The 24,385-nt window shown below is 28.7% G+C and carries 13 protein-coding genes, 1 pseudogene and 1 riboswitch; of the genes and pseudogenes, 9 read left to right on the top strand and 5 right to left on the bottom strand.

The features are described 5' to 3' along the window. Positions 1-29: 29 nt before the first annotated feature. From HMPREF9629_RS03895 to HMPREF9629_RS03885, 3 genes and pseudogenes are all read left to right on the top strand, one after another. Positions 30-1,074 (top strand): annotated as a pseudogene (locus HMPREF9629_RS03895) (YeiH family protein). Between the two features lie 468 nt (positions 1,075-1,542). Further along, positions 1,543-3,888, top strand: coding sequence for a putative bifunctional diguanylate cyclase/phosphodiesterase (locus tag HMPREF9629_RS03890; protein WP_009525043.1), 2,346 nt, complete (start codon positions 1,543-1,545; stop codon positions 3,886-3,888). 573 nt (positions 3,889-4,461) lie between these two features. Continuing rightward, on the top strand, positions 4,462-9,081 hold the full coding sequence (locus tag HMPREF9629_RS03885; protein ID WP_009525042.1) for a DUF7601 domain-containing protein: 4,620 nt from the start codon (positions 4,462-4,464) through the stop codon (positions 9,079-9,081). A 450-nt stretch (positions 9,082-9,531) separates the two neighbouring features. On the opposite strand, the gene HMPREF9629_RS03880 is transcribed toward HMPREF9629_RS03885, so the two are convergent. Then, entirely contained in the window at positions 9,532-10,473 is a 942-nt protein-coding gene (locus tag HMPREF9629_RS03880; RefSeq protein ID WP_009525041.1) for a diguanylate cyclase domain-containing protein, read from the bottom strand. 866 nt (positions 10,474-11,339) lie between these two features. On the opposite strand from HMPREF9629_RS03880, the gene HMPREF9629_RS03875 reads away from it, so the two are divergent. The 4 genes from HMPREF9629_RS03875 (at position 11,340) to HMPREF9629_RS03860 (ending at position 18,670) form a co-directional block, all read left to right on the top strand. After that, entirely contained in the window at positions 11,340-13,085 is a 1,746-nt protein-coding gene (locus tag HMPREF9629_RS03875) for an ABC transporter ATP-binding protein (RefSeq protein WP_009525040.1), read from the top strand. Continuing rightward, a complete protein-coding gene (locus HMPREF9629_RS03870) occupies positions 13,078-14,841 on the top strand; it encodes an ABC transporter ATP-binding protein (RefSeq protein ID WP_009525039.1) in 1,764 nt (587 codons plus the stop codon). The genes HMPREF9629_RS03875 and HMPREF9629_RS03870 overlap by 8 nt, the downstream gene beginning before the upstream one ends. Before the next feature lie 51 nt (positions 14,842-14,892). After that, positions 14,893-14,995, top strand: a riboswitch (SAM riboswitch). 95 nt (positions 14,996-15,090) lie between these two features. Continuing rightward, a complete protein-coding gene (gene metK / locus HMPREF9629_RS03865) occupies positions 15,091-16,278 on the top strand; it encodes a methionine adenosyltransferase (RefSeq protein ID WP_009525038.1) in 1,188 nt (395 codons plus the stop codon). Between the two features lie 397 nt (positions 16,279-16,675). Continuing rightward, complete coding sequence (locus tag HMPREF9629_RS03860) at positions 16,676-18,670, top strand: phosphodiester glycosidase family protein (RefSeq protein ID WP_009525037.1); 1,995 nt, start codon at positions 16,676-16,678, stop codon at positions 18,668-18,670. Between the two features lie 210 nt (positions 18,671-18,880). On the opposite strand, the gene HMPREF9629_RS03855 is transcribed toward HMPREF9629_RS03860, so the two are convergent. The 4 genes from HMPREF9629_RS03855 to HMPREF9629_RS03840 all read right to left on the bottom strand — a co-directional run bounded on the left by HMPREF9629_RS03855 (position 18,881) and on the right by HMPREF9629_RS03840 (position 22,600). Continuing rightward, positions 18,881-20,002 carry a murein hydrolase activator EnvC family protein gene (locus HMPREF9629_RS03855; protein WP_009525036.1) on the bottom strand — a complete coding sequence of 374 codons (1,122 nt, stop codon included), beginning with the start codon at positions 20,000-20,002 and terminating at the stop codon, positions 18,881-18,883. Positions 20,003-20,006: 4 nt separating this feature from the next. Next, the gene (gene ftsX, locus HMPREF9629_RS03850) at positions 20,007-20,888 is read right to left on the bottom strand and encodes a permease-like cell division protein FtsX (RefSeq protein WP_009525035.1); all 882 of its coding nucleotides are present in this window, start codon (positions 20,886-20,888) and stop codon (positions 20,007-20,009) included. Continuing rightward, entirely contained in the window at positions 20,885-21,565 is a 681-nt protein-coding gene (gene ftsE, locus HMPREF9629_RS03845) for a cell division ATP-binding protein FtsE (protein ID WP_009525034.1), read from the bottom strand. Before ftsE ends, ftsX begins: the two co-directional genes overlap by 4 nt. A 249-nt stretch (positions 21,566-21,814) precedes the next feature. Further along, on the bottom strand, positions 21,815-22,600 hold the full coding sequence (locus tag HMPREF9629_RS03840) for a prepilin peptidase (protein ID WP_009525033.1): 786 nt from the start codon (positions 22,598-22,600) through the stop codon (positions 21,815-21,817). A 330-nt stretch (positions 22,601-22,930) separates the two neighbouring features. On the opposite strand from HMPREF9629_RS03840, the gene def reads away from it, so the two are divergent. Both def and fmt read left to right on the top strand, forming a co-directional pair. Then, positions 22,931-23,428 carry a peptide deformylase gene (gene def, locus HMPREF9629_RS03835; RefSeq protein ID WP_009525032.1) on the top strand — a complete coding sequence of 166 codons (498 nt, stop codon included), beginning with the start codon at positions 22,931-22,933 and terminating at the stop codon, positions 23,426-23,428. 18 nt (positions 23,429-23,446) lie between these two features. Beyond that, entirely contained in the window at positions 23,447-24,367 is a 921-nt protein-coding gene (gene fmt, locus HMPREF9629_RS03830; protein WP_009525031.1) for a methionyl-tRNA formyltransferase, read from the top strand. Positions 24,368-24,385: the final 18 nt, after the last annotated feature.

Here is a 24,385-nt window from a genome sequence, read left to right as displayed (position 1 = left end):
TAATCCGTATTTTAAAAGGAGTGAGTAAGATGAGTAAAAATATTAAAGGTATTGTAATGTGCATATTGATAGCTGTTCCAGCATGGCTGCTCGGTAATATTAAACCTGTAATAGGTGCACCTGTATTTGCAATACTGTTCGGTATGATTATAGGTATGTTTTTTAAAGATAAAGGCGATTTTTCAGCAGGAATTGCTTTTACATCTAAAAAAGTATTACAATATGCGGTTATATTGTTGGGTTTCGGGCTTAATTTGAAGACGGTTTTATCTGTAGGAGCTATCTCATTACCTATAATATTATCTACTATACTTACATCGCTTATAGTTGCGTATTTTATGTCAAAATTATTCAAAATAGATACCAAGATAGCCACACTTATAGGTGTGGGTTCATCTATATGCGGAGGTTCTGCAATAGCAGCTACTGCTCCGGTGATAGATGCTGATGATAGTGAAATTGCACAGGCAATATCAGTAATATTCTTGTTCAATTTGATAGCTGCAATTATTTTTCCTACAATAGGAATGATGTTGGGATTTTCTAATGACGGATTTGCGCTTTTTGCGGGTACTGCCGTGAATGATACATCTTCCGTAACAGCTACCGCATCGGCTTGGGACAGTATACATAATACAGGTTCATTGGTATTGGATAAAGCGACTATAGTTAAGCTTACAAGAACTTTAGCTATAATACCTATAACACTTACACTTGCAGTATATAGAGCAAAAAAAAATGCGAATACAAATGCTTCTATAGATATAAAGAAGATATTTCCTATGTTCATATTATATTTTGTTATTTGTTCGTTTGTTACAACTTTAGCAGAGGTTTTGATAGGAAATAATGTAATAAATCAGGATATGGCAGTGTATGTTCATGAGTTTTTCCACATTGCTAAAAAAATTGAGCAAATTTTTTATAGTTATGGCAATGTCTGCTATAGGACTTAATACAGATATAGTAAAACTTATAAAATCAGGTGCAAAGCCTGTGTTATTAGGTTGTTGCTGTTGGGGAGCAATTATAATAATGAGTATAAGTGTTCAAAAAATAATAGGAATTTTTTAAAACTTATATCAATATATTGAAAAATGAATATTTTTATTATTTATAAATAATATATATTTTAATTTGCATGAAAAATATTAATAAATAAAGTCTTATAAATTTATAATATAGAGTTTTTATATGATTTATAAGAACATATGCCTATAAAAATAATTCTATTATACTTTTTTTATTGCAAAAAAATAAATAAATCTATTGCAAAATTTGTGAAAAACAATATAATAATTATTGTAAATTAATATAGGCTGTATTCGGAAGTGAACGTTAGTTTCATATAAGGATTTTTTAAAGTTATAAATATATCACTTCAAAATTTATTGCAAGGAAAGGCACCGGATTTGTGATACTAAGATTTTCAGGAATTACGGTTGCAGTACAGATTATGTCGGTCATATATCTTGGTTAGTTGAAAGATTTGTAAATTGCAGGTTAAATAGAGTTTAATACATTAATAATGAAAGGGATAGTATGGGTTATAAAATAAAAAAAATTATTCTTTTTATAATTGCCATAAGTTTTGTTTTATATCAAACAGCATCTTTTCACAGGTTTAATTATGCGATTGATATAGCAAAATCTGTAAATAGCTTAGCAGTAAGCATATTTATTTTTTTAAATTTAAAAAATGGTAAGGAAAGAAATAATTTAATATATTTTTTAATAGGAGCATTTGTATTTCTTGTATTCGTCACTGATATAGGATATGTTACGCTTAGATTTAAATTCTTTCCATATGTTTTTGTGAAAAGTGCAGTTGATACAATATACTTGATAATACCTTTTGTTATTGTAACCGTGTGCTTTTTGATAATAAAATCGGAATGGTCTTATGTAGATAAAAAACAATCTTTTATGAACTTTATAGTACTTTTTATATGTTCATACTATATGTTAAGAGGCATAATAAGTATTATGTTTCCGAGGATATTACTGTCACTTGGAGATTTAAACATAATTTTTACATCTGTAACATTATCAATATTATTACTTGCTCTTATAATGCTGTTATCCTCCAATTCACAAAAGATAGCATTTTCTAATTTTATGACTGCCGTTGTAGTTTCATTTATTATATTTTCCATAGTAGATTCGGTATATACTTATCAAGTTTCCGCTATATCCTACAGCTCTACTGTATTATTGGATTCATTGTATGCAATACCTGTAAATATTATAGTAATAGCCATATGTATGTATAAGAGAGATATAAACAGAAATATTTCCTCTGATTATAAAGATGAAATTGAAAAATATACTCCAAATAAATCAAGTGGATATATAGTGACTTTGATATTGTTTGTTATTATGATAGCGGATGTTATTTTATACAGTCTTAAGGCAATTTCAAGTTCACAAATTTTAATAGCATTTTTAGCGATGATATTATATTTGCTTATAACGCTATATTATACAAGTCTTAAAGAAAATAAAGTGTTATTGGAATCTCAATTACAGATAAATTATGAACTTGAAAAGAGAGTGTATGAGAGAACTAAAGAATTGGAAGAAAAAAATAGGGAATTTTTAAAAATAATAAATACAGATTCTTTAACAATGCTCGGTTCAAGAAAATATCTTATGGATATATTGGATTCATATGATGAATACAAAACTGAGAATGTAATAATTTTTATTATAGATATATTGCATTTTAAAGTTATTAACAACACATCCGGACATAAAACAGGAGATATGGTTTTAAAGGAAGTATCTCGAAGGCTGAAAAATATATTTAAAGGAGAAAAAGTATTCAGAACTGACTCCAATGAATTTGCAGTATTAATACAAGATAATAAAAGTACGGCTCAATTAGTAGATATAGCACAAAACATAACATTGGAATTAACTGATGTGATATATATAGATACGGATTTTATAAATATTGATATAGCGATAGGTTGCTGCAAGTATGACAGCAATATGGAAGAGTATTCCGAATTATTAAAAAATGCGGAATATGCCTCAAAAGAAGCTAAAGCGGATTATAAGACATTCAACAACTACAGATTTTATGATCAGGAAATGGCTGACAAGATAAATAGGAGAATTACTATAGAATCACTTTTGAGAACTATAAACTATGATGATGAATTTACAATGTTTTTTCAACCACAATTCAGTATAGACGGAAGTGAATTGATAGGTATGGAATCATTACTTAGATGGAACAGCCCTGTTTTAGGAAATGTTTCACCGGGAGAGTTTATACCTATAGCTGAAGAAAGCAACTCAATATTAAAAGTAGTTCAGTGGACTATAAAAAAATCATCAGAGCAGATAAAAGAATGGAATTTAAAATATAATAAGAATTATAGAATAGCCATAAACATATCGCCTAAATACCTTAAAAATTATGACTTCCTGAGTGAAGTAAAATATTTTGTAGATGAAAAACAAGTAAATCCTGTTTGGTTGGATTTTGAAATGACAGAAATGAGTGTAATGCAAGCCGGAGAATCTATATGTGATCTTTTTGATAAACTCCATCACATGGGAATAAATATAAGCATAGATGATTTCGGTACAGGATATTCCTCTTTAAGTTATATTAAGAATTTTAATGTAGATAAGATAAAGATATCTAAAGAACTTGTAGATAATATAGTTACAGACAAAAATGAATATATGATAGTAAACGCAATAATAATGATGTCAAAAGGTCTGAAATTGGAAACAATAGCAGAAGGCGTTGAAAAAAAAGAGCAAAGAGATATATTACTTGAACTCGGTTGTAATCAAATACAAGGATATTATTACGGCAGACCGGTTAATGCACAAGAGTTTGAAAAAACATATTTGATAAATAGAATATAAAATAAAAACTTATAATTTATTATAAGTTTTTATTTTTTGCTATAAATTTTGAAATATTCAATACTAAGTACTAATTAAAACTGTATTATAATTATATTATCTAAAAAATCATATTTTTTTGAATTGAAAAATATATAAAAATTAGAAATTTTATATTTTGTAATAGTGTTTTAGTATTAAATTATAAAATAATAGAAAATTTTATTTTTTTACAAGTTTATAAAAATATGATTTGAAAATATCTTTTTTTAAAATATATGTTGATAAAATAAAAATAATATGGTATACTTTAAATAAGCAAAAGGGACTATTTTTAGAAATGAAATGGTATTGTTGCAATATGTATTGTTGCAATATAAAGTGTTTATTTAAACCATTTTTTTTGTTAAATATGTTTCAGCAGACTTTAACGTATTTCAGTATAGCAAAAATCTGATAAAATTTTATTAACAATTGATACTAAAACCGTGTTTTAAGTAAAATATTGAAAGTTATTATAAAAATATAATATGAATTATATGATATTTTTTAATATTTTTAAATCGAAAACGGATTAAAAGAAGGGAGAGAAGAATGAAACAAAAAAGTAAACAGATCAGATTATTGAGTTTTATATTAACTTTTATTTTACTGATAGGAAGTATATCGGTTCCAAAAAATTTATATGCAGATGAATCCGACGATGTGAGTGGTATATTAGAAAAAGATGTTATTTTAATGCAGGACGGAAATATAGTTCCTGAGGGTGGAAGTATAGTTATGGACAAAAACTTCCAGTTAAAAGTAAGTATAAATGTACCTGTTAAAAAATCGGATCCTGCGCCCCTTAAATATGTCAAACATGGAGATAAAGCTAAGATAAAAATAGGGAAAGGTATAGATATAAAGGATATAAATAATTCTTTTGAATTAAAAGATGATAGAGAAAAGATAAAAATAGGAACGGCAAAATATACAAAAGATGGAGATACTCTTTTCTTAAATATATCTTTTGACGGAAGTAAAGATTTTTTTGAAAATGCCGACAAATTGCAGTTTTCAATCAGTGATACATTTATGATAGATAAGCAGGTAATACCTGCATATACGGAAGTGTATATATTGGGCAAAAAATATAAAACTGTTCCGGGAGAAGGGTATATATCAATAGAAAAAACAGGAAAAGCAGACTATAACGATGCAACTGTAGAATGGATAGTAAATATAAAGAAAAATTCATATAAAGATGAGGCTGAATTAAAAGATTTTTTATTTTATGATGATTTAAAAACTGTCGGAGATTATGTAAAAGGCAGTTTTAAAGTTGGTGAAAATGCTGTGCCGGAAGATTCCATTGAATGGAATGACATATCTAAAGAATTAAAATATAAGTTTAAGGACACAGATAAAACACCACTTACAATCAAGTTCAAGACTCAAATAGGTGAAGAGTTTTACTCCACTCCGGCTGAGTATCAAACAGCCGTCAAAAATAACCAAAAGTTAACACTTACAAAAGAAAATACAGCTAAAATTCTTAAAAATGATAAAGAATATGCTCAAGATAATTCGGCAGTAACGATTGACAGAATGTGGATGAAAAAGTCTGCAAAAGGAAGCACGGCCGAATATTATAAGGAAAATAACGATTATTATATAGATTGGGTAATAGAGTTCAACAGTGAGAGAAAATCATTAAAGAATGTAAAAATAGAAGATAAATTACCTCAAGATTATTATAATAGCGGTACAAAACTTGAATTTGTAAGTGCTATATTGGAAAAAGAAGTATTAAAAGACGGAAAATATGAAAAAGAAAGTAAAAATATAACACCGGAAAATAATAATTCTATTTATAATGTAGGAAATATAGACGGCAAGATAAAACTTACTATAAAATCCAAGATTTTAAATTATACGGATAATTTGGAAACAGGTTCGTCAAAAAGATTTTCGAATATAGGTGTTATAACTTGGGGTTACGAAGGGCAACTGAAGTTGAATGATCAAAAAGCGGTTACAATAGGTAATCCTTTAATTAAAAAAAGAGCGGTAAAAAAAGACAGAAATTATACAGGGCAAGAAATCACGTGGAATATAAAAGTTGAAGGAGATAAAAATATAAGAATAACGGATAAAACATATGTCTATGATATGATGATTTTTGATCCTGATGCAAATTTGGAGAATATCCGAAAAGGAAATTACCAAATACGTAAAAATGATGAAACACCTGTAATTTCTTTGGACGGAGTGAATATTGGTACAACTGAAGGAAAACAAAGTCTTCTTCCAAAAGATGCTCAAGGAAATATACAAATGAACTGGATAAAATTCCAGAAATATACGGATAAATTTGAAGTTAAATCTCCGGCAGGACAAAACATAGAACATAAAACATATAAGATTTATGTAGATAATGCGGATAATGGAGAAAATTATCATGTATATGCAGGAGATTTGTTGGAAGTATCCAATTTAAATCAAGATAGTATGAATGAATTTACATTTACAACTGTAATAACGGATCATAGAATATTATTAAATGCTCTTCAACAGGGAACAAGCGGACTGAAATTTAACAAAAATTTCAATATATCATATATGTTCACAGATAAAAAATTTGTTAAAAGTGCAGAAGATTGGCCGTTATATAAAGCGAGGATGCTTGAAAAGCAAGCTCTACCTGCAATAAATGCAGATGTAATAAAATCAAATTATAACGATATTGATAAAATTAATGACAATATATTCGACAATAATACAAATACACCTATAGATAATAGAAAAAACTCATTTAATACAAAAACAAATTCTGCTATATTCAGACTCAGTATAAATGCGGCAGGTATAGATAATACAGCCGGCAATAATGTAATCGGAGATATAGTGGTGGAAGATATGTTGCCTGAAGGTTGGGAACTTACTGAAATAGTTGCAGGTAAAAATTATTTGTTATATGAGGGAGAGAGATTTGTTTCTTATACCAATGAAGACAACAAAGATGCAACGGTAAAGGCTGTAAAATATACAGATGTAGACAGCAGTGATTTTCAAGATAAACTTATCACTGATTTTTCGGATGTTAACAAACCTAAATTTACTTTCAAGAAAATAACAAAACCGTATGTTATTTTGTTAGAGGCTAAACCTAAGGATGCAAATAAATTTTATAAAGAGATAAGAAATATTGCGACAGTTAATATTAGAAAAAGTTTTTTAAGTGATGATCAAGTTATAGATACTACCAACCCTAAATTTTATGATAAATTTATAAGTGATGAGAGTAATATTGAAAATGGTTATTTGGAATGGACGATTCAATATGACCCGAATAATTATTTGACGAAAGATGAGATTGTTATAGCCGATAAACTCGGAAGCGGACTGGAAATAAGAAGAGAGCCTTATACAAATGATTTACAATTTGACGGTAAAAATTATAAAATTGTAGAAGGCAAAATTGTAAATAAAATTGAATCCGGAAAACCTGTTAAAGTTTTTGAACAAACAGCACTTCATACAGAAAAAGAATATTTGGAGAAATATATAAAATATGACAGAGACAGTAGACAACTAAGTTTCACCATACCTGATAAAAATAAAGCGTATCAGTTTATGTATATTACGGATGTCTATGGAGAAACGGGAGATGCGGTTAATAATAAAGCGTTCATTCAGGGAGAAGGAGACGTTGACTCTGTAGATAAGAGATATGTGATTCCTAACAGAGCTATAGATATAAATAAATCTATAGTTGCCGAGTTGAATATAAAAAAGGTTGACGGAAATGATAAACCGTTAAAAGGCGTAGAATTTGAATTAAAATCTGTAGACGGGCTCTATGTGGCTTCTAAAACTACGGATGAAAATGGAGAAATTATTTTTGAACGTTTAAAATTCGGTAAATATAAGCTGAAAGAAATTAAAACATTAGACGGTTATATTCCGGATACAAAAGAGTATAATGTCACTATTATAAAATTAAAGGACAATTATGAAATAGATATAGAAACGGACGGAAATACCAATATAAGAAAAGATAAAAATAAAATAACCGTAATAAACAGACAGATAGTACCGTCCACTACATCGGCAACACTTTTTGTAAATAAGCGAGTTGAAGGTAAGTGGGCTGATAAAAATGACATTTTTAAATTTAAAGTTGAGTTCAAATATAAAGACGGTACACCTTTTGACGGTATGTTCGATTATTATTTGAACGGAATAACAGGCAAGATAGGTAATAATGGTGAATTTGAGTTAAAAGACGGCGATAATATAACAATAAAGGAAATACCTACAGAAATTAATTATATATTGACAGAAACTGATTACAAGGATTATATACCTTATGAAAAGGTCAAATCAGGAACAATAACTACAAAACCTCAGTTGCACAGAGTTGAGTTTGTCAATAGAACTACTACACATGGACAGCTGAAAATAGAAAAAGAAGTGTCCGGTTCTGTCGACGACAAATCAAAAAAATTTAAATTCAGATTCAATATAGGAAATGATCCTGATAAGAATTATACCTATGAATATAAAGGTTCTGACGGAGAAATAATTAAAGGATATATAAAAGCAAAAGACACCATAGATCTTTCAGATGGAGAATATATAATAATTAAAGGTATAAAATTCAATACAACTTATGAAGTAAGCGAAGATGTTGATAATAATTATACTACAACTGTTAACGGAAAAGACGGTAGAGAAGAAAAAGGAACTGTTGTAACAGAAGAAGGAGACATTGTAAAATTTGTAAATACTCGAATTGTAACACCTCCTGGACCTAATACTCCTGATGATCCTACACCGCCTAAACCTACAGATCCTACTCCGAATACACCGCCTGACAGACCGGATAGACCTGAAAAACCGGATAAACCGGACAGACCTGAAAAACCGAATTTACCTACACCGTCAATACCGAGTTATCCGATAGATGATACACCGAATCCTAACGATCCTAATTCACCTGATAATATAGTAGTATCAGATGAAGACGGAGTACCGCTTGGAACATATACTAAGAGAGAAAATCCTGACGGCAGTATAGAATATGTAGATGAAGACGGAGTACCGCTTGGAGGTTCGAAATTAGTCAAAACAGGGAATGAATTTCCTCAAGGAACATTAATGATAACTTCTATTTTATCACTATTCGGACTTATAATATTAAGACGATATAGAAAAAATGATAGATAGATTAAAAAGGAAAAAATATTATTTTAATATAGATATAATTAAAAATCATTTATCTTATTGATATTGAACAACATAAAAAATGTATAAACAGGAAATTTGAATATAAATTTTTATAATAAAAAAGAGATTGTTTGAAATATGCTTATTATTTTGCAAACAATCTCTTTTTTAATAAAGTTTTTTAATATTCTAATACTGAACATTAATTGATACTAATACCTGATACTAAAAATCAATTAAATATCTACATAATTGTATTGCAACAAAATTACTTATAATCTATAAATATATAATCTCATAAAGTATGAAATACTTGGTATTATAAATGATGATTAGTATGATAAAATAATGAACATTTTTGTTTTTAAAAATTCATTGCTAAGAAAAATATATATGATTATAGCAAAAAATATACATATATTTTATCAGCTAATTAAACAAATATTAGTATTATATAGCAAAGAAACCGCCTCGTTTTGTTTTTTTAACAACATAAAGAGATTTATCGGCATTTTCTAAGGCTTCATCAATAGACATACCGGATGTTACCTCTGCCGCACCGACTGACACTGTTGTCCAATACAAATTTGATTCTCCTGCTTTTCTAACTTCGTTTATAAGTCTTTGAGCAAATTCTGTCGCATCTGATTTATTTTTCATTTCACTACAAAAAATTAAAAATTCATCTCCGCCCATTCTGCAAAGCAAATCATTTTCACGTATTACAGATCGAAATACCTTACCCATATATAATAGAACTTCATTACCTGCTAAGTGTCCGTAAGTATCATTAATTTGTTTAAAATGGTCTAAATCCAACACAAAAAACCAACCATATTTACTTCTATGCTCCCATTGATTACTGAATGTTCGAAAATTATCAAGACCTGTCAAGCCATCTTTTTGTGCCAACGCTCTCATTTCATCGTTAATACTTTGTAATTCTTGAACCTTTTTTAAAAGAGTTTTAGGATAATACTCTCCATCGCCTTGTTCTTGATTAGGAATGGAATAATGGATATGAATAATTTCCCAATGTCCTTCAACCATGTGAAATATTAAAGTAAAGCGACCATCCATGTTAATGAGTACAGACTTGTCTTCACTTTCTCCCAAAACATATATTTTTCCATATACCAGACATGTTTTAGAGTCAAATTGCATTTGCTCACACCAAATATTTTTTAAATTAAACTCTATATCATTTCTCTCGGTCATTTCATTAGCAAAAGCGCACAAAAAATTATCTAATCCTGTATAAAACTCATGAGCTCCTGTGCCTATAATAACACACTTAGGGGAGAACCATTTAATTATATCTCCTTTTGTTTTTTCATCTACTTTAGAAAAAAATTTTTTCCAAAGTTCCTCTACAAGTTTAGAAAAATCCACTTAACTCCTCCTTAATAAATAACGCTTTCTTTTGAAATTAATACTAAATACTATTAAAAAATATAAAATGTGCAATTAATTATTTTGAAAAAGTATAACATTTTAAAAATATGATTATATTATACTTTAAATTAGTGTTTAGTATTAATTATGGCTTATACCGTTTCAATCGCATAAATCCGTTATTATAATATCGGTATAAATATAGGCTAAGTTTATCACAGAAAATCGAATGTTTCAAGCAAATTGTAAAACAAGTAAATAAATTAAAAAAAGTTTTTTAGCTGATTATATAAAAGTTTATAATATATGCGAAGTTGTTGTTTTAATACTAATATTCGTTTAATTAACTGATTAAAGGCATATAAAATTTTTCCTTTAATAGATATACATAATTTTAGTTAGCAGATTAATTCTTAAAAACGAAAATATCCATATATTCTATTAATTTTTTAGTGTAAGAGGTCATTAGAATGAATACTGAAAATTTGAAAGTTTGATAATTGATAATAAAAAATATACATTATGTAGCACGATTATAATGCTTAAATTCTTTATGCAGATTGACTTTTTAAATTCTAAATGTTAAAATACTAATGTATATCATAGTGTATATTGAATTTATTAAGAATTATTCAGGAGATGAAAAAGCAGATAAATTTTTAATTACTTTTTCATCTCCTTTAAATATTATAAAATATAGAAAAATTATATAATACTAGTATTAAAATTAAATAAGCATATAATAAAAATGCTGAATGGAATGTATTTGATTAGTTATGCAGGAGTTTTTTATATTTTAGTATCACATATTATTTTATATAGATTTTAGTATTAATTTATATAAATAAATGGAAAGGGAATATATGTTTAAGCAATTAAAAAAATTGAAGTGGTTTTTAAAAGAAAGAGCACGACATTATATAATAGGTATTTTGTTTTTACAGCTTACAAATCTTATAGTTATACTTCCTCCTATAATAATAGGTAGGGCTGTAGACAGTATATCTGACGGGAGTATTACAGGAGCAGAGCTTTTTACGGATATTTCATGTCTTACAGCTATTTTGACAGTAGAATATATATTTGATTATATATGGGCATATGAAATCTTTTTAAATGCAATTATCATTGATCTTAGGCTTCGTGCTATGATGATGAAAAAAATATTGACTATGCCGAGAACATTTTTTGAAAAGTTTTCGTCAGGAGATTTGATGTCAAGAGCTACAAGTGATATAGATACAATAAGTGAAATGCTCGGATATGGTGTGCTCGCAATAAGTGATGGGATAGGATATTTGCTCGCTATTATACTTGCGATGGGTTTTACGGTTTCATGGAAATTGACTATAGTAAGCATATTGCCTCTACCGATACTCACAATGCTTACAAGCTATGTAGGAGAATATATACATAAATTATATATGGCTCAGCAGGAAGCTTTTAGTAAAATGAGCGATGAGGTGTTGGAAAATGTTAACGGTATTCGTGTAATACGCTCATATGTACTTGAAAAACAGAGTGTTAAAAATTTTGAAAATACAACAGAAGATGTATTTAATAAATCATTAAAAACAGAGCTTGTTGCATCTACTTTTTGGCCTGCTACAAAAATATTTACATCAATAAGCTATGCGATAGCAATAGGTTATGGGGTTAATCTAATATTGGCAGGTGAAATTACAGTAGGCTCCCTTATTTCGTTTAATGTGTATTTAGGATATTTAATATGGCCTATGTATGCCATAGGTGATTTTATAAATACGGCACAAAGAGGTACGACATCAATAGAAAGAATTTATGAAGTGCTTGAAGAAGATGATGATGTAGAAAATAAAAAAATTACAAGGAATATAGATGGGTTTGACAATATAAAATTCAGTGATTATACATTTAGATATCCTAACTCAAAAAATGTAAATTTGCGAGGCATAGATCTTGAAATAACAAGAGGTAAGACAATAGGAATAGTAGGAAGAACGGGAAGCGGAAAGTCTACATTAATAAAACAATTATTAAAAGAGTATCCTGTAGGTGATGGAAATATATCTATAGATGATTTGAGTATAAGTGAAGTTCAAAAAAGCAGTTTGATGAATGAAATAGGCTATGTATCTCAGGACAATATACTATTTTCTAAAACTATAAGAGAAAATATTTTAATGGGAAAAAAGAGTGCAAGCGAAGAGGAATTATTTGAAGTTATAAGAATATCGGATTTGCTGAGAGATGTAGATTTATTTGCAAATAAAATGGATACATTGGTAGGTGAAAGAGGTGTAGCTATATCCGGAGGACAAAAACAAAGGATATCTATAGCCAGAGCTGTTATAAAAGACCCTTACCTGTTGATAATGGATGATTCTTTGTCGGCAGTAGATTCCAGAACAGAGGCTAAAATAATAGAGAACATCAGAGAAAATCGTAAGAATAAAACAACTATAATAGTAACACACAGATTATCAGCAGTATCACATGCAGATGAAATAATCGTACTTGATGACGGAGTGATTGTTGAACGTGGAACACATGAAGAATTAATTTTAAAAGACGGCTGGTATAATAGACAGTATCATATTCAGCAAATGGAGGAGAAAGAAGATGAATAAAAATATAAATCAGAATCCTGAAGCTGAAAAAGAAGATATAAAAAGATTGGCAAGTTATACGCTTTTATTCAAATCTAATTTTTTAAAGGGGCTTTTATTTTTACTTTTGGCAGTAGTTTTTGAATTATTAGCACCTTTTGCAGTAAGAAAAATATTTGATGAGGAGCTTAAAAAAGCCGTTATAGATAAAAATTCAATACTCTATTGGATAGGATTATATTTATTTGTAAATGTAACAGCTATGATATTTCAGTATATGAGCGACATACAATTAAAGATAATGGCAATGAGAATAGTACAAAAAATGCGTATGCAAATATACAGTAATATCCAAAGGATAGGAATATCATTTTTTGATAATATGCCGGCAGGAAGCATAGTGTCTAAAGTTACAAATGATACATTGGCAGTGCAAGGACTATATGTAAAAGTATTAGGAGAAATATTTAAAAGTACGGTTTATGTTATAAGTATATATATAATATTGTTTACAATACAGGCTCAATTTGCACTTCTTGCAACGTTTCTATTGCCGTTGGTAGCTTTTATAATCTATATTTACAACAAAAAGGCAAGAGTTTACAATAATGTAATAAGGTCAAAGGTCAGTGAATTAAACGGAGCAATAAACGAAACTGTACAAGGAATAAGTGTGATACAAGCATTTAATAATCAAGAACAGATACAAAAGGATTTTGACAAGACAAATGAAGAAAGAGTTAATCAGCGTACAAAACTTCTGGTGTTAAATTCGGCAACCTCATATAATATAATAAGTACACTTAGAAATATTGTATTTGTAGTTATGATTTATTATTTCGGAAATAAAGTTATAAAAGATAATGCTGTAACATCTGTAGGACTATTATATGTGTATGTAGATTATATAAGTATATTGTTTCACCATATACATCAGATAGTACAGCAAATGAACGAAATGTCAAAATCAACAGTTGCATCATCCCATGTTTTTGAAATGATAGATAAAGAGGGAAAAGACATCAGCGACGAAAAAATTGAGAAAATTAACGGTACAGTAGAATTTAAAGATATAAGTTTTTATTATAAAAAAGATGAATATGTTTTGAAAAATATAAATATAAGTGCAGAAAAAGGACAAACTATTGCACTGGTAGGACATACGGGTTCAGGAAAAAGCTCTATTATGAATTTACTGCTGAAATTTTATCAGCCACAACAAGGGAAAATATTGATTGACGGTATGGATCTACAGACTTTGCAAGATCAAACCATAAGAGATCATATGGGTATAGTGTTGCAAGAACCATATTTATTTACAGGTACAATCTTGAGCAATATAACACTTAATAAAGAGAATATAAGTAGACAAGACGCTAAAAAAGCACTTGAAATGGTTGGTGGAGATTTAGTTTTAGGCAATTTGAAAGACGGGATAGATGAAAAAGTTGTGGAAAGAGGCGCAACTCTATCTTCCGGTCAAAGGCAGCTTATTTCATTTGCAAGAGCTTTAGCTCAAAATCCTACAATACTTATACTTGATGAAGCGACAAGCTCAGTAGATTCTGAAACGGAGAAGATAATACAATCCGCTATGGATGTGTTGATGAAAGGAAGAACAACGTTTATAATAGCACACAGATTATCTACAATAAAAAATGCTGATAAAATATATCTTCTTGAAAAAGGAAGAATAATAGAGCAGGGAACACATAGTGAATTATTAGAAAAAAAAGGAAAATATTTCGATATGTATAAAACACAAAGCAATTTATAAAAACTATATTGACAAATTAAAAAAATATATATAATGTATTCTAAATAAAAAACCTTATCAAGAGAGGTGGAGGGAAAGGCCCTGTGAAACCCGGCAACCGGCTGAAAAGCGAAGGTGCCAATTCCTGCAAGTTGCATTACTTGACAGATGAGGGAAATAAGAATTTTTTGTATCTTATAACCTCGTATATTGCGAGGTTTTTTATTTGGTAAAAATTTTTTAATATATAAAATAATAAAGGAGAGATTTATGAGAAGATTATTTACTTCTGAATCAGTGACTGAAGGGCATCCCGATAAGATGTGCGACCAAATTTCAGATGCCATACTTGACGAAATGTTGAGACAAGACAAGTATTCAAGAGTAGCTTGTGAAACACTTACAACTACAGGACTAATAACAGTTGTTGGTGAAATAACTACAAAAGCATATGTTGACATACAAAAAATAGTTAGACAGACAGTTAGAGAAATAGGTTATGACAGAGCGAAATACGGATTTGATTGTGACACTTGTGCAGTAATAAATGCAATAGATGAGCAGTCAGCAGATATAGCTATGGGTGTAAATGATTCACTTGAAGACAAAGAAGGTAGAGGTAGAGCCAAAGACGATGAAGAAAAACTTGGAGCAGGCGATCAAGGTATAATGTTCGGTTATGCTTGTAATGAAACAAAAGAACTTATGCCGTTACCTATATCACTTGCACATAAGTTGGCAATAAGATTGTCAGAGATTAGAAAACAAAAAGTGCTTAATTATCTAAGACCTGACGGAAAAACTCAAGTAACTGTTGAATATGATGAAAATGGAAATCCGACAAGAGTTGATACAATAGTTATATCCACACAACACGATGAAAATGTAACAAGAGAACAAATACAAAAAGATTTAATTGAACACGTTGTAAAACCTATTGTAGATGCAAAATTAATAGATGAAAACACAAAATATCTTATAAATCCTACAGGCAGATTTGTAATAGGAGGACCTCATGGAGATTCAGGTCTTACAGGAAGAAAGATAATAGTAGACACTTATGGCGGATATTCAAGACATGGCGGTGGAGCATTTTCTGGAAAAGATCCTACAAAGGTAGATCGTTCAGCAGCATATGCAGCAAGATGGATAGCAAAAAATGTAGTAGCCGCAAAACTTGCAGAAAAATGCGAAATACAGCTGGCTTATGCTATCGGTGTCGCAGAGCCGGTGTCAATATTGGTAGATACTTTTGGAACATCAACAGTACCTGAAGAAAAAATCAGTGAAGCTATATCAAAAACCTTTGATTTGAGACCTGGAGCAATAATAAAAGAGCTTGATTTAAGACGTCCTATATATAGAAAGACAGCAGCATATGGACATTTCGGAAGAGAAGACAAAGAATTTACTTGGGAACAAACAAATAAAGTTGAGCAATTAAAACAAAATCTATAAAATATGATAAATTGAAAAATCTCTTTGATATTATTTATATTAAAGAGATTTTTTTGTCACAAAAAATTAAATAAAATTTAAAATAAAAATTTATTTTAAAGCTGTATAATATTCACATGTTTTAAAAATGATTATACATATATATTTTTGGTATTAAATATAATGTTTTTCGTTATTATACAATTATTATAAAAAATATAAATTAAAAATATTTTTTGCAATTATATGATTAACTTTACTATAAAATAGAGATTTTATAAAAATTTTTATTAAAACCAAACAATATTTAAACTAAGATATTCAAATGTATTAAAAAATATCTATATTCGATTATATATAGTATAAGAGGTGAATTTAATTTTATAGTTGTAAAAAATAAAAAATGGAGATAGATTAAATGAAAAAGAAATTAATATTGCTCAGCCTTACATTATCATTAATTGGCGGGGCAAGTATATCAAATGCTCAAATCATGGATCAGACAGTGTACACAATACCGTTATCGTCATCTATAAATCTGAAAAAGGTTGTAGAAAATTATGGGTATGGAACAAATGAATTTAATATTATAGAGGCTGACTTAAACGATCCTAACAACAGTATGGATATATTGTTCAACACTCAAGGTCTGTTTAAAACAATAAGCATAAAACAAGTTGTAGACAGTACACCTAATATTGTAGCTGCAGCAAATACGGATTTTTTCCTGCTGCAGACACCTACTTCATCAATAGGAGCTATGGTAAAAAATCACAAAGTTTTATCTTCTCCTGCTGAAAGCAGTGGGAAATATGCGAGTATGGTCATAACAGACAACAATAAAGTTACATTTGAATATCTGAATCCGAATATTATTATAAAAAATATAACTACTAACAAAGATTATACAGCACCTACAATGAATAAAGTTATAAGTAATTCTTATAGAGGAATAACAGTACGTACATCAGACTATGCTTATACAACATTTGGAAAAAACACTTCAAACCCTAACAGAGTTGAGGTTATAGTCGGAAGTGACAATATTGTAAAGGAAATCAGGGAAGGTAAAGATGCTGTTCAAATTCCATATGGAGGCTTTGCTATAATGTCATTCAATGTTGACGGAAGCGAGCTGAAAAATAATTATCATGTAGGGGACCAACTGGAATTAACTTTGGATATATTGCAAAACAGACCTGATATAAAGACAATCATAGGTGGAGGAAGTGTACTTATAAAAAATGGACAAAAGACACCTATAACCTCATCAATACCAGGGAAGGCACAAAGAACAGCCATAGGTATAACAAAAAATAATAAACTCATAGTTTTTACAAATGATGGAAGGACACAATCTACCTTGGGCTTGGACGAAAAAGATGTTCAAAATTATTTTTATTCAATAGGCATAGTAGATGCTATGATATTTGACGGTGGAGGTTCTACCGAGTTATATGCAGATGGAAAAGCACAAAATTATCTTTATAGCGAAAGAAAGGTAATAAATGCAATTGCAATAAAAAATGAAAAACAGACAGGAAATGTTGCAAAAGTGAATATAGTACCTTTAAAAGAAATAATTTATACAGGAGATAATGTAGAAGTAATAGCATCTGCACAGGATAATAACGGCTCAAAAATTACAAAATATAATACACCGTCTTTTACTCTTACTACAAGCGGATTCAACAGTCAAATAAAAGATAGAGCCATAACTCCTACAACTTCCGGAAAAGGTACTATAAATGCTACAGTGCAAGGAGTTACAGGAATATCTGAAGTGGAGGTTTTAGATTCACACGCTAATGATGATAAATATAAGCAAAATACTTCTGAAATAAAAAAATTCAATGTATATTCAAATATGGATGACGGAAATGATTTAATATCACAAGTTATAAAATCAAAAATGTTAATAAATTCTGAAGATGCCGTAAACAATTTGGTTATAGGTAATAATGATGTGTATTTTACAAGTAATTTAAGAGGGAATTCACAAAATATAAATTCCTCTGTTCCAAATAAGATATTTGAAAATACACAGGTGGTATTCCTTAACAATACTGTAGGACTTTATAAAAATGAAAGTCAACTGAATAATTTAAAAACAGCATTAAATTCAGAATATAAAAATATAATAATAGCTATGCAAGGTCAAAGCAAGCTTTTCAATTCTTTTGAACAAAATATGTTTGATAAATTAGTTGAGAGCGTTGCAAAACAAAAAAATATTTATGTTATATATAAATCAAATACAAATGATGCTTATAAAAGAGGAAATGTGAGCTATATTTCAATTGTAGATTTGAAAAATCAAAACTACAATGACCTTAAAAATGTAAAATATCTTCAGATATATGAGGATATAAATGGAAATCTCATATATAACTACAAATCTATGTTTAATTAATTGAAAAATAATACTAAATCTTATTTAAATTAAAATATGCTCAAATTGTTTTGCGAGCAGAATTGCTAAAGTTTTTATAAATATCTGTTTTGAAGATATTTATAAAAAGCATTTCAAGCAAAATATATTTGAGCATTATATTTTAAAAAAAATATATAGTTATATAAGTTATACATAATTTTATTAGAAAACAGTATAAAAGGATAATAATTATTTTACATAGGGCAGAGGATCTGTAAATTCTCCGTTTATTCTAACTTCAAAATGCAAATGAGGACCTGTTGAACGACCGCTTGTTCCGACTTTTGCTATAACTTGTCCTTTTGATACAGTTTGACCTACAGATACGTCTATTGATGAGCAGTGTGCATATAGTGTTACTACTCCTGAACCGTGATCTATCATTACAGTATTGCCGTATGTGGATTTTGGACCTGCATATATAACTTTACCGTTGTCAGCCGATATTATAGGTGTACCCATGCTACCTCCTATATCTATACCTGTGTGCAATATTTTTCTATTTAATATAGGGTGATTTCTGTATCCAAAGTAAGATGTAAGCACACCTCCTGATACAGGAAAAGCAAATTTTCCTCCTGAATATGTTCCTTTATAGCTGTTTTGATTTGATGCTGTAAGTTGTTTTAATTCCTGTGTTATCTGCTGTGCCTCTTGCATTTTTAATTGTGCAATTTGTGATAATGATGTTATATCACTTTGCAGTTTTGCCATATTGGATTCTTGATTAGCTTTTGCAAGTTTTAATTGTTCATTTTCTTTATTATAGGAATTTTGTAAATTTGTCAGTGATAACTTCATATTTGTGAGTTCTTTATTTATCTTGTTCAGTTCCAGTTTTGCAGTTTCCAATTTTTTTAAATTATCTTTATCCTGCTGAATTATTTTTTTTATTATTGTATAATTGGACAGTGCATCTCCCAAGTTTTTTGAAGAAAATATTATCTGTATATAATCAAGATTATTTATTTTGCTCATCACTCTTATTCTGTTTTCAAGAGCTGTTTTAAGAGATTTAATTTCTTTTTCCTTTTGGGCAATTTTTTCTATATTTACATTTATTTTGCTTTGTACTTCATTTATTTGTTTTTCTAAATTCTGTATTTTACCTTCCATAACAGTTATTTGAGCGTCTATTTTCAATATTTCTTCGTTTAGAGTACTGAGTTTTTCTTTTTTATCTCCTATTTGAACTCTTATATCATCTATTTGACGGTTTATATTATTTAACTCTTGAGTTTTATCAGCATATACCACTAAACTGAATATTGTAAATATAAATAACAGAGTAATTATAATTTTTTTATTCATAATTTTAAACCTTTAAATATTTTCTAAGTGAAGTTATGGAGCCCAATATTCCAATTCCGATTCCTGCGCACAAAAATAGTGAAAATATAAGATGTGACATGACATCTTTATCAATCATATATTGTAAAAATATATTTGAATTTGATAAATTCATATATAATTCAACATATATAAAGTTAAGCAGACTGAAAGAGACTAATGAACCTATAAAACCGAGTATTGCACCTTCAATTATAAACGGCCACCTTATAAACCAGTTTGTAGCTCCTATAGTTTTCATTATATTTATTTCTCGCATTCTTGAAAATATAGTAACTTTTATCATATTTTCAATTATTAGAAGTGAAAGCATAAATAGTATAAAAATTATTGCTATACTTACTATACTTATTATTTTGGATATTTTTATGAGTATGTTTAGCGTATCTGCATAGTATGAAATACTTGATACTTGTGAGTTTGTTTTTAGATCTTCAACTAATTTTGAAAAAATTTGTGTATCGTTTATATGAACTATGAATGAATTCTCGCAAGGATTATTTATATCATCAAATAAATTAGAGTCATTTTCCATGTTTTGTATGAATTTTTTCATTGTTTCTTCTTTAGATACAAACTGTATGTCTGAAAAATTTCTGTTATGCTCTAAAAAATCTCTAAATTCTTCTATTCCATCTTTATCCACATCGTTTTTTAAAAAAATCTGTATGCCACTGAAATCCTGCCTTGTTGTAATTACAAAATGGTTTATATTTAAGACGATAAACAATACTATACCTAAGATAAAAAGAGTGATTGTCATAGAAAATACAGTTGCAAATGATGTGTTTTTGCTGCGAAATATACTCTTAAATGCCTCTTTTATATAAAAAAACAATTTATTCATATATATTGCCCCTTTTGTATATCACTTAATATTTCTCCGTTTTCTATTTTTATTACTCTTTTTTTCATTTTATTTACTATTTCTTTGTCGTGGGTAGCTACAATTACAGTAGTACCATGAGAATTTATGGCATCAAGCAGATTTATTATCTGCATGGAGTTTTTTGCATCCAAATTGCCTGTAGGTTCGTCCGTTATAAGCAGAGAAGGTCTGTTTATTATAGCTCTTGCGATGCTTATTCTTTGCTGTTCTCCTCCTGACAGCTCGTTAGGATAGGACTTTTCTTTATTTTCTAAGCCAACCAATTCTAAAACTTGTTTAACATCTTTTTTTATAACTTTAGAAGGACTGCCAAGTATCTCCATTGCAAAAGCTATATTTTCATATACAGTCTTGTTGTTTAACAGTCTAAAATCTTGAAATATCATACCTATTTTTCTGCGATATTTTGGTAAAGTTCTTCCGGATAAAGTAGAGGTATTTATTCCGTTTACAGTTAAGCTTCCGGACGTTGGTGTAATTTCACTTTGTAATAATTTTATAAGTGTTGATTTACCTGCTCCTGATGAGCCTATCAAAAATACAAATTCACTGTCATCTATGGTGATATTAATATTTTTCAGAGCATAACTCTTTTTTTTATCATAAATTTTAGAAACATCATTAAAAACTATCAAATTTATTCTCCTAAATTTTGTAATCGGCTATTTAAAATAAAAATGCAAAACAGTGCTGTTTGGAAAAATAATCAATCACATTTATTATATGTCATTTTAAATATTGTACTTGTTTGATTGCCTATCGTCAATAGTTGCAAATATCTCACATTTCAGACTTTAAAAAATAGATTTTCTAATATTAATTTTTACAACTACTTTTAGTTGTTTTTAAAATTGAGTTATTAAATAAGTCTATTAAAATACAAATTAAAAATTTATAAAAGTGCTCATATAAAAATCTATAATATTTTGACCGTACAGACTCATTAAAAAAGCAGATATGCACATATACGGTCCAAAAGGAATTTCCTGCTTAAGCTGTATTTTTTTTCCGATTAAAGTAAATATTATTATAAAAAACAAGCCTATAAAAAATGATAGAAATGATGCAATTATAATTTTAGGGTATCCAAGTACGAGGCCTATAGATGTATTTAGAAGTACATCGCCAAATCCGAACACTTCTTGTTTATATATTATTTTGGCTACAAAATATATTGTATAATATATTGCAAAGCCGATAAATGCTGCAAATATATTATGTCTTATTTCAATACCTTTATATAAAAATAAAATAATAAGGATTATCGAAGAAAATACAACAAGTACTATATCGTATATAGCCATGGTATCAAAGTCTATAAATCCGACAATAACAAGCATAGACCAAAAAGTTATCATAATGACAAACTCATATGATATGGAAAATTTGATATAAGCAACTAAGAATAATATGCCGGTAAGCAATTCTACCAAAAAGTATCTGATAGATATTTTTTCTTTGCAATATCTGCATTTACCTCCAAGAAATATGTAGCTGAACAGCGGGAATAAATCCAATGCATTTAAATTATGTTTGCAGGAAAAGCACATAGAGCGACCTTTGGTAATCGACATATCAAGTGGAATCCTATATATTACAACGTTGTAAAAACTTCCGAATGTAGCTCCGAACAGGAAAACAAAAAATCCTATTAAAAATTCAATTTCCATAATAACCCTTTCAAATTTTGTATAAATGTGAATATCTTTGAAATAAATATAAGTAATTATATCACAAAAGATATAATTTAACAAAAATAAAATAAGTATGGAGTATATTCAAAAAAACTGATTATAAAATTTGAATATATACAAAATTTATGATAGAATTAATAAATATAAAAGTTTTGTAAAATTTGAAGATTATTTTAGCAAAACATTAAAAAATTTAATTCAATAATCTTATTTTTGATGAATAAGATTTGAAAACACTGATTTGCAAATAGGTTTTTATTTATATAATGAGGTTAAATTACTATAAGTTAATAGAAAGGAAATACAATGGCGATAAGAAATTTGAGAATAGAAGGCGATCCTATACTTAGGAAGACATCAAGAGTAGTTGAAGAATTAAATGAAAACATAATAAATCTCATAGAAGATATGAAGGAAACAATGTATCTGAATGAAGGAGTAGGCCTTGCAGCCCCACAAGTAGGTGTACTTAAAAGAGTGGTTGTAGTGGATGTTGGAGATGTGGATGAAGATGATGAACAGCTTGGAAAAGGTGAAGATATTCCTGATGGAGCAATAGTACTCATAAATCCGGAAATTATAAAACAAGACGGAGAGCAAGTTGGGTTGGAGGGATGCTTAAGTGTTCCGCAGAGAAGTGGAGAAGTAAAAAGACCTTCACATATAATAGTAAAAGCTAAAAATGAGAATTTTGAAGATGTAGAGTTTGAAGCGAGAAATTTTTTTGCAAGAGCAATATGTCATGAAATTGACCACTTAAATGGTATATTATATATAGATAAACTTGAAAACACACAAGAATAATAAAGGAATGATAAAACTATGAAAGCTATTTTTATGGGTACGCCGCAATTTGCGGTGAACTCATTAGATACACTTATATCAAAAGGTGTGGATGTAGGTTTAGTAATAACCAGAACAGATAAAAAACAAGGCAGAAATATGAAAATAGAAATGCCTTCGGTAAAAAAAAGAGCGTTAGAGCTTGGATTAGAGGTATATCAACCGGAAGACATAAAAAGTCAGGAAGCTGTAGATAAAATAAGACAAATTAATCCTGACATTATAATAGTAACTGCTTATGGGAAGATATTGCCAACCGAGATACTGAATATGCCTAAATATGGTTGTATAAATGTGCACGCCTCATTACTTCCGAAATATAGGGGTGCATCTCCGATAAATACTTGTCTTTTAAACGGAGACACTATTACAGGTATTACAACCATGTATATGAATGAAGAACTCGACAGTGGTGATATAATACTGAAAGACGAACTTGAAATATCATTAGATGACGATTATGTAAGTTTAACAGAAAAACTCGCCAAATTAAGCGAAAAAACACTTGGGAATATTATAAATATGTTAAATATGAGTATGGATTTGCCAAGATTACAACAAAATCATCAAAATGCAACATATTGTACACTTATAACAAAAGAAATGGGGCATATAGATTATTCAAAGTCGGCAGATGAAATAATAAACACTATAAGAGGTTTAAATTCTTTCAGCATATATAATGACACAAATTTTAAGATATTCAAAGCAAAAAAATTAGAAGACAAGTCATCAGATAAAGTAGGCATGATAGTAAAATGTGATGAAAATGAACTTGTCGTGACAACAGCCACAAAAGATATATCTCTTTTACAAGTGCAGATGGCAGGAAAAAAGAAAATGATGATAGAAGATTTTTTAAGAGGCAATAAGTTGGAAAAAGGAGTTATTTTTAAATAACAAATTTTGTAAAAAAAT

It is taken from the genome of Peptoanaerobacter stomatis (assembly GCF_000238115.1).
Taxonomy (GTDB): Bacteria; Bacillota; Clostridia; order Peptostreptococcales; family Filifactoraceae; genus Peptoanaerobacter; species Peptoanaerobacter stomatis.
The sequence above is the reverse complement of the archived record's forward strand: the minus strand, read 5'-3'. Positions and strand labels throughout refer to the sequence as shown.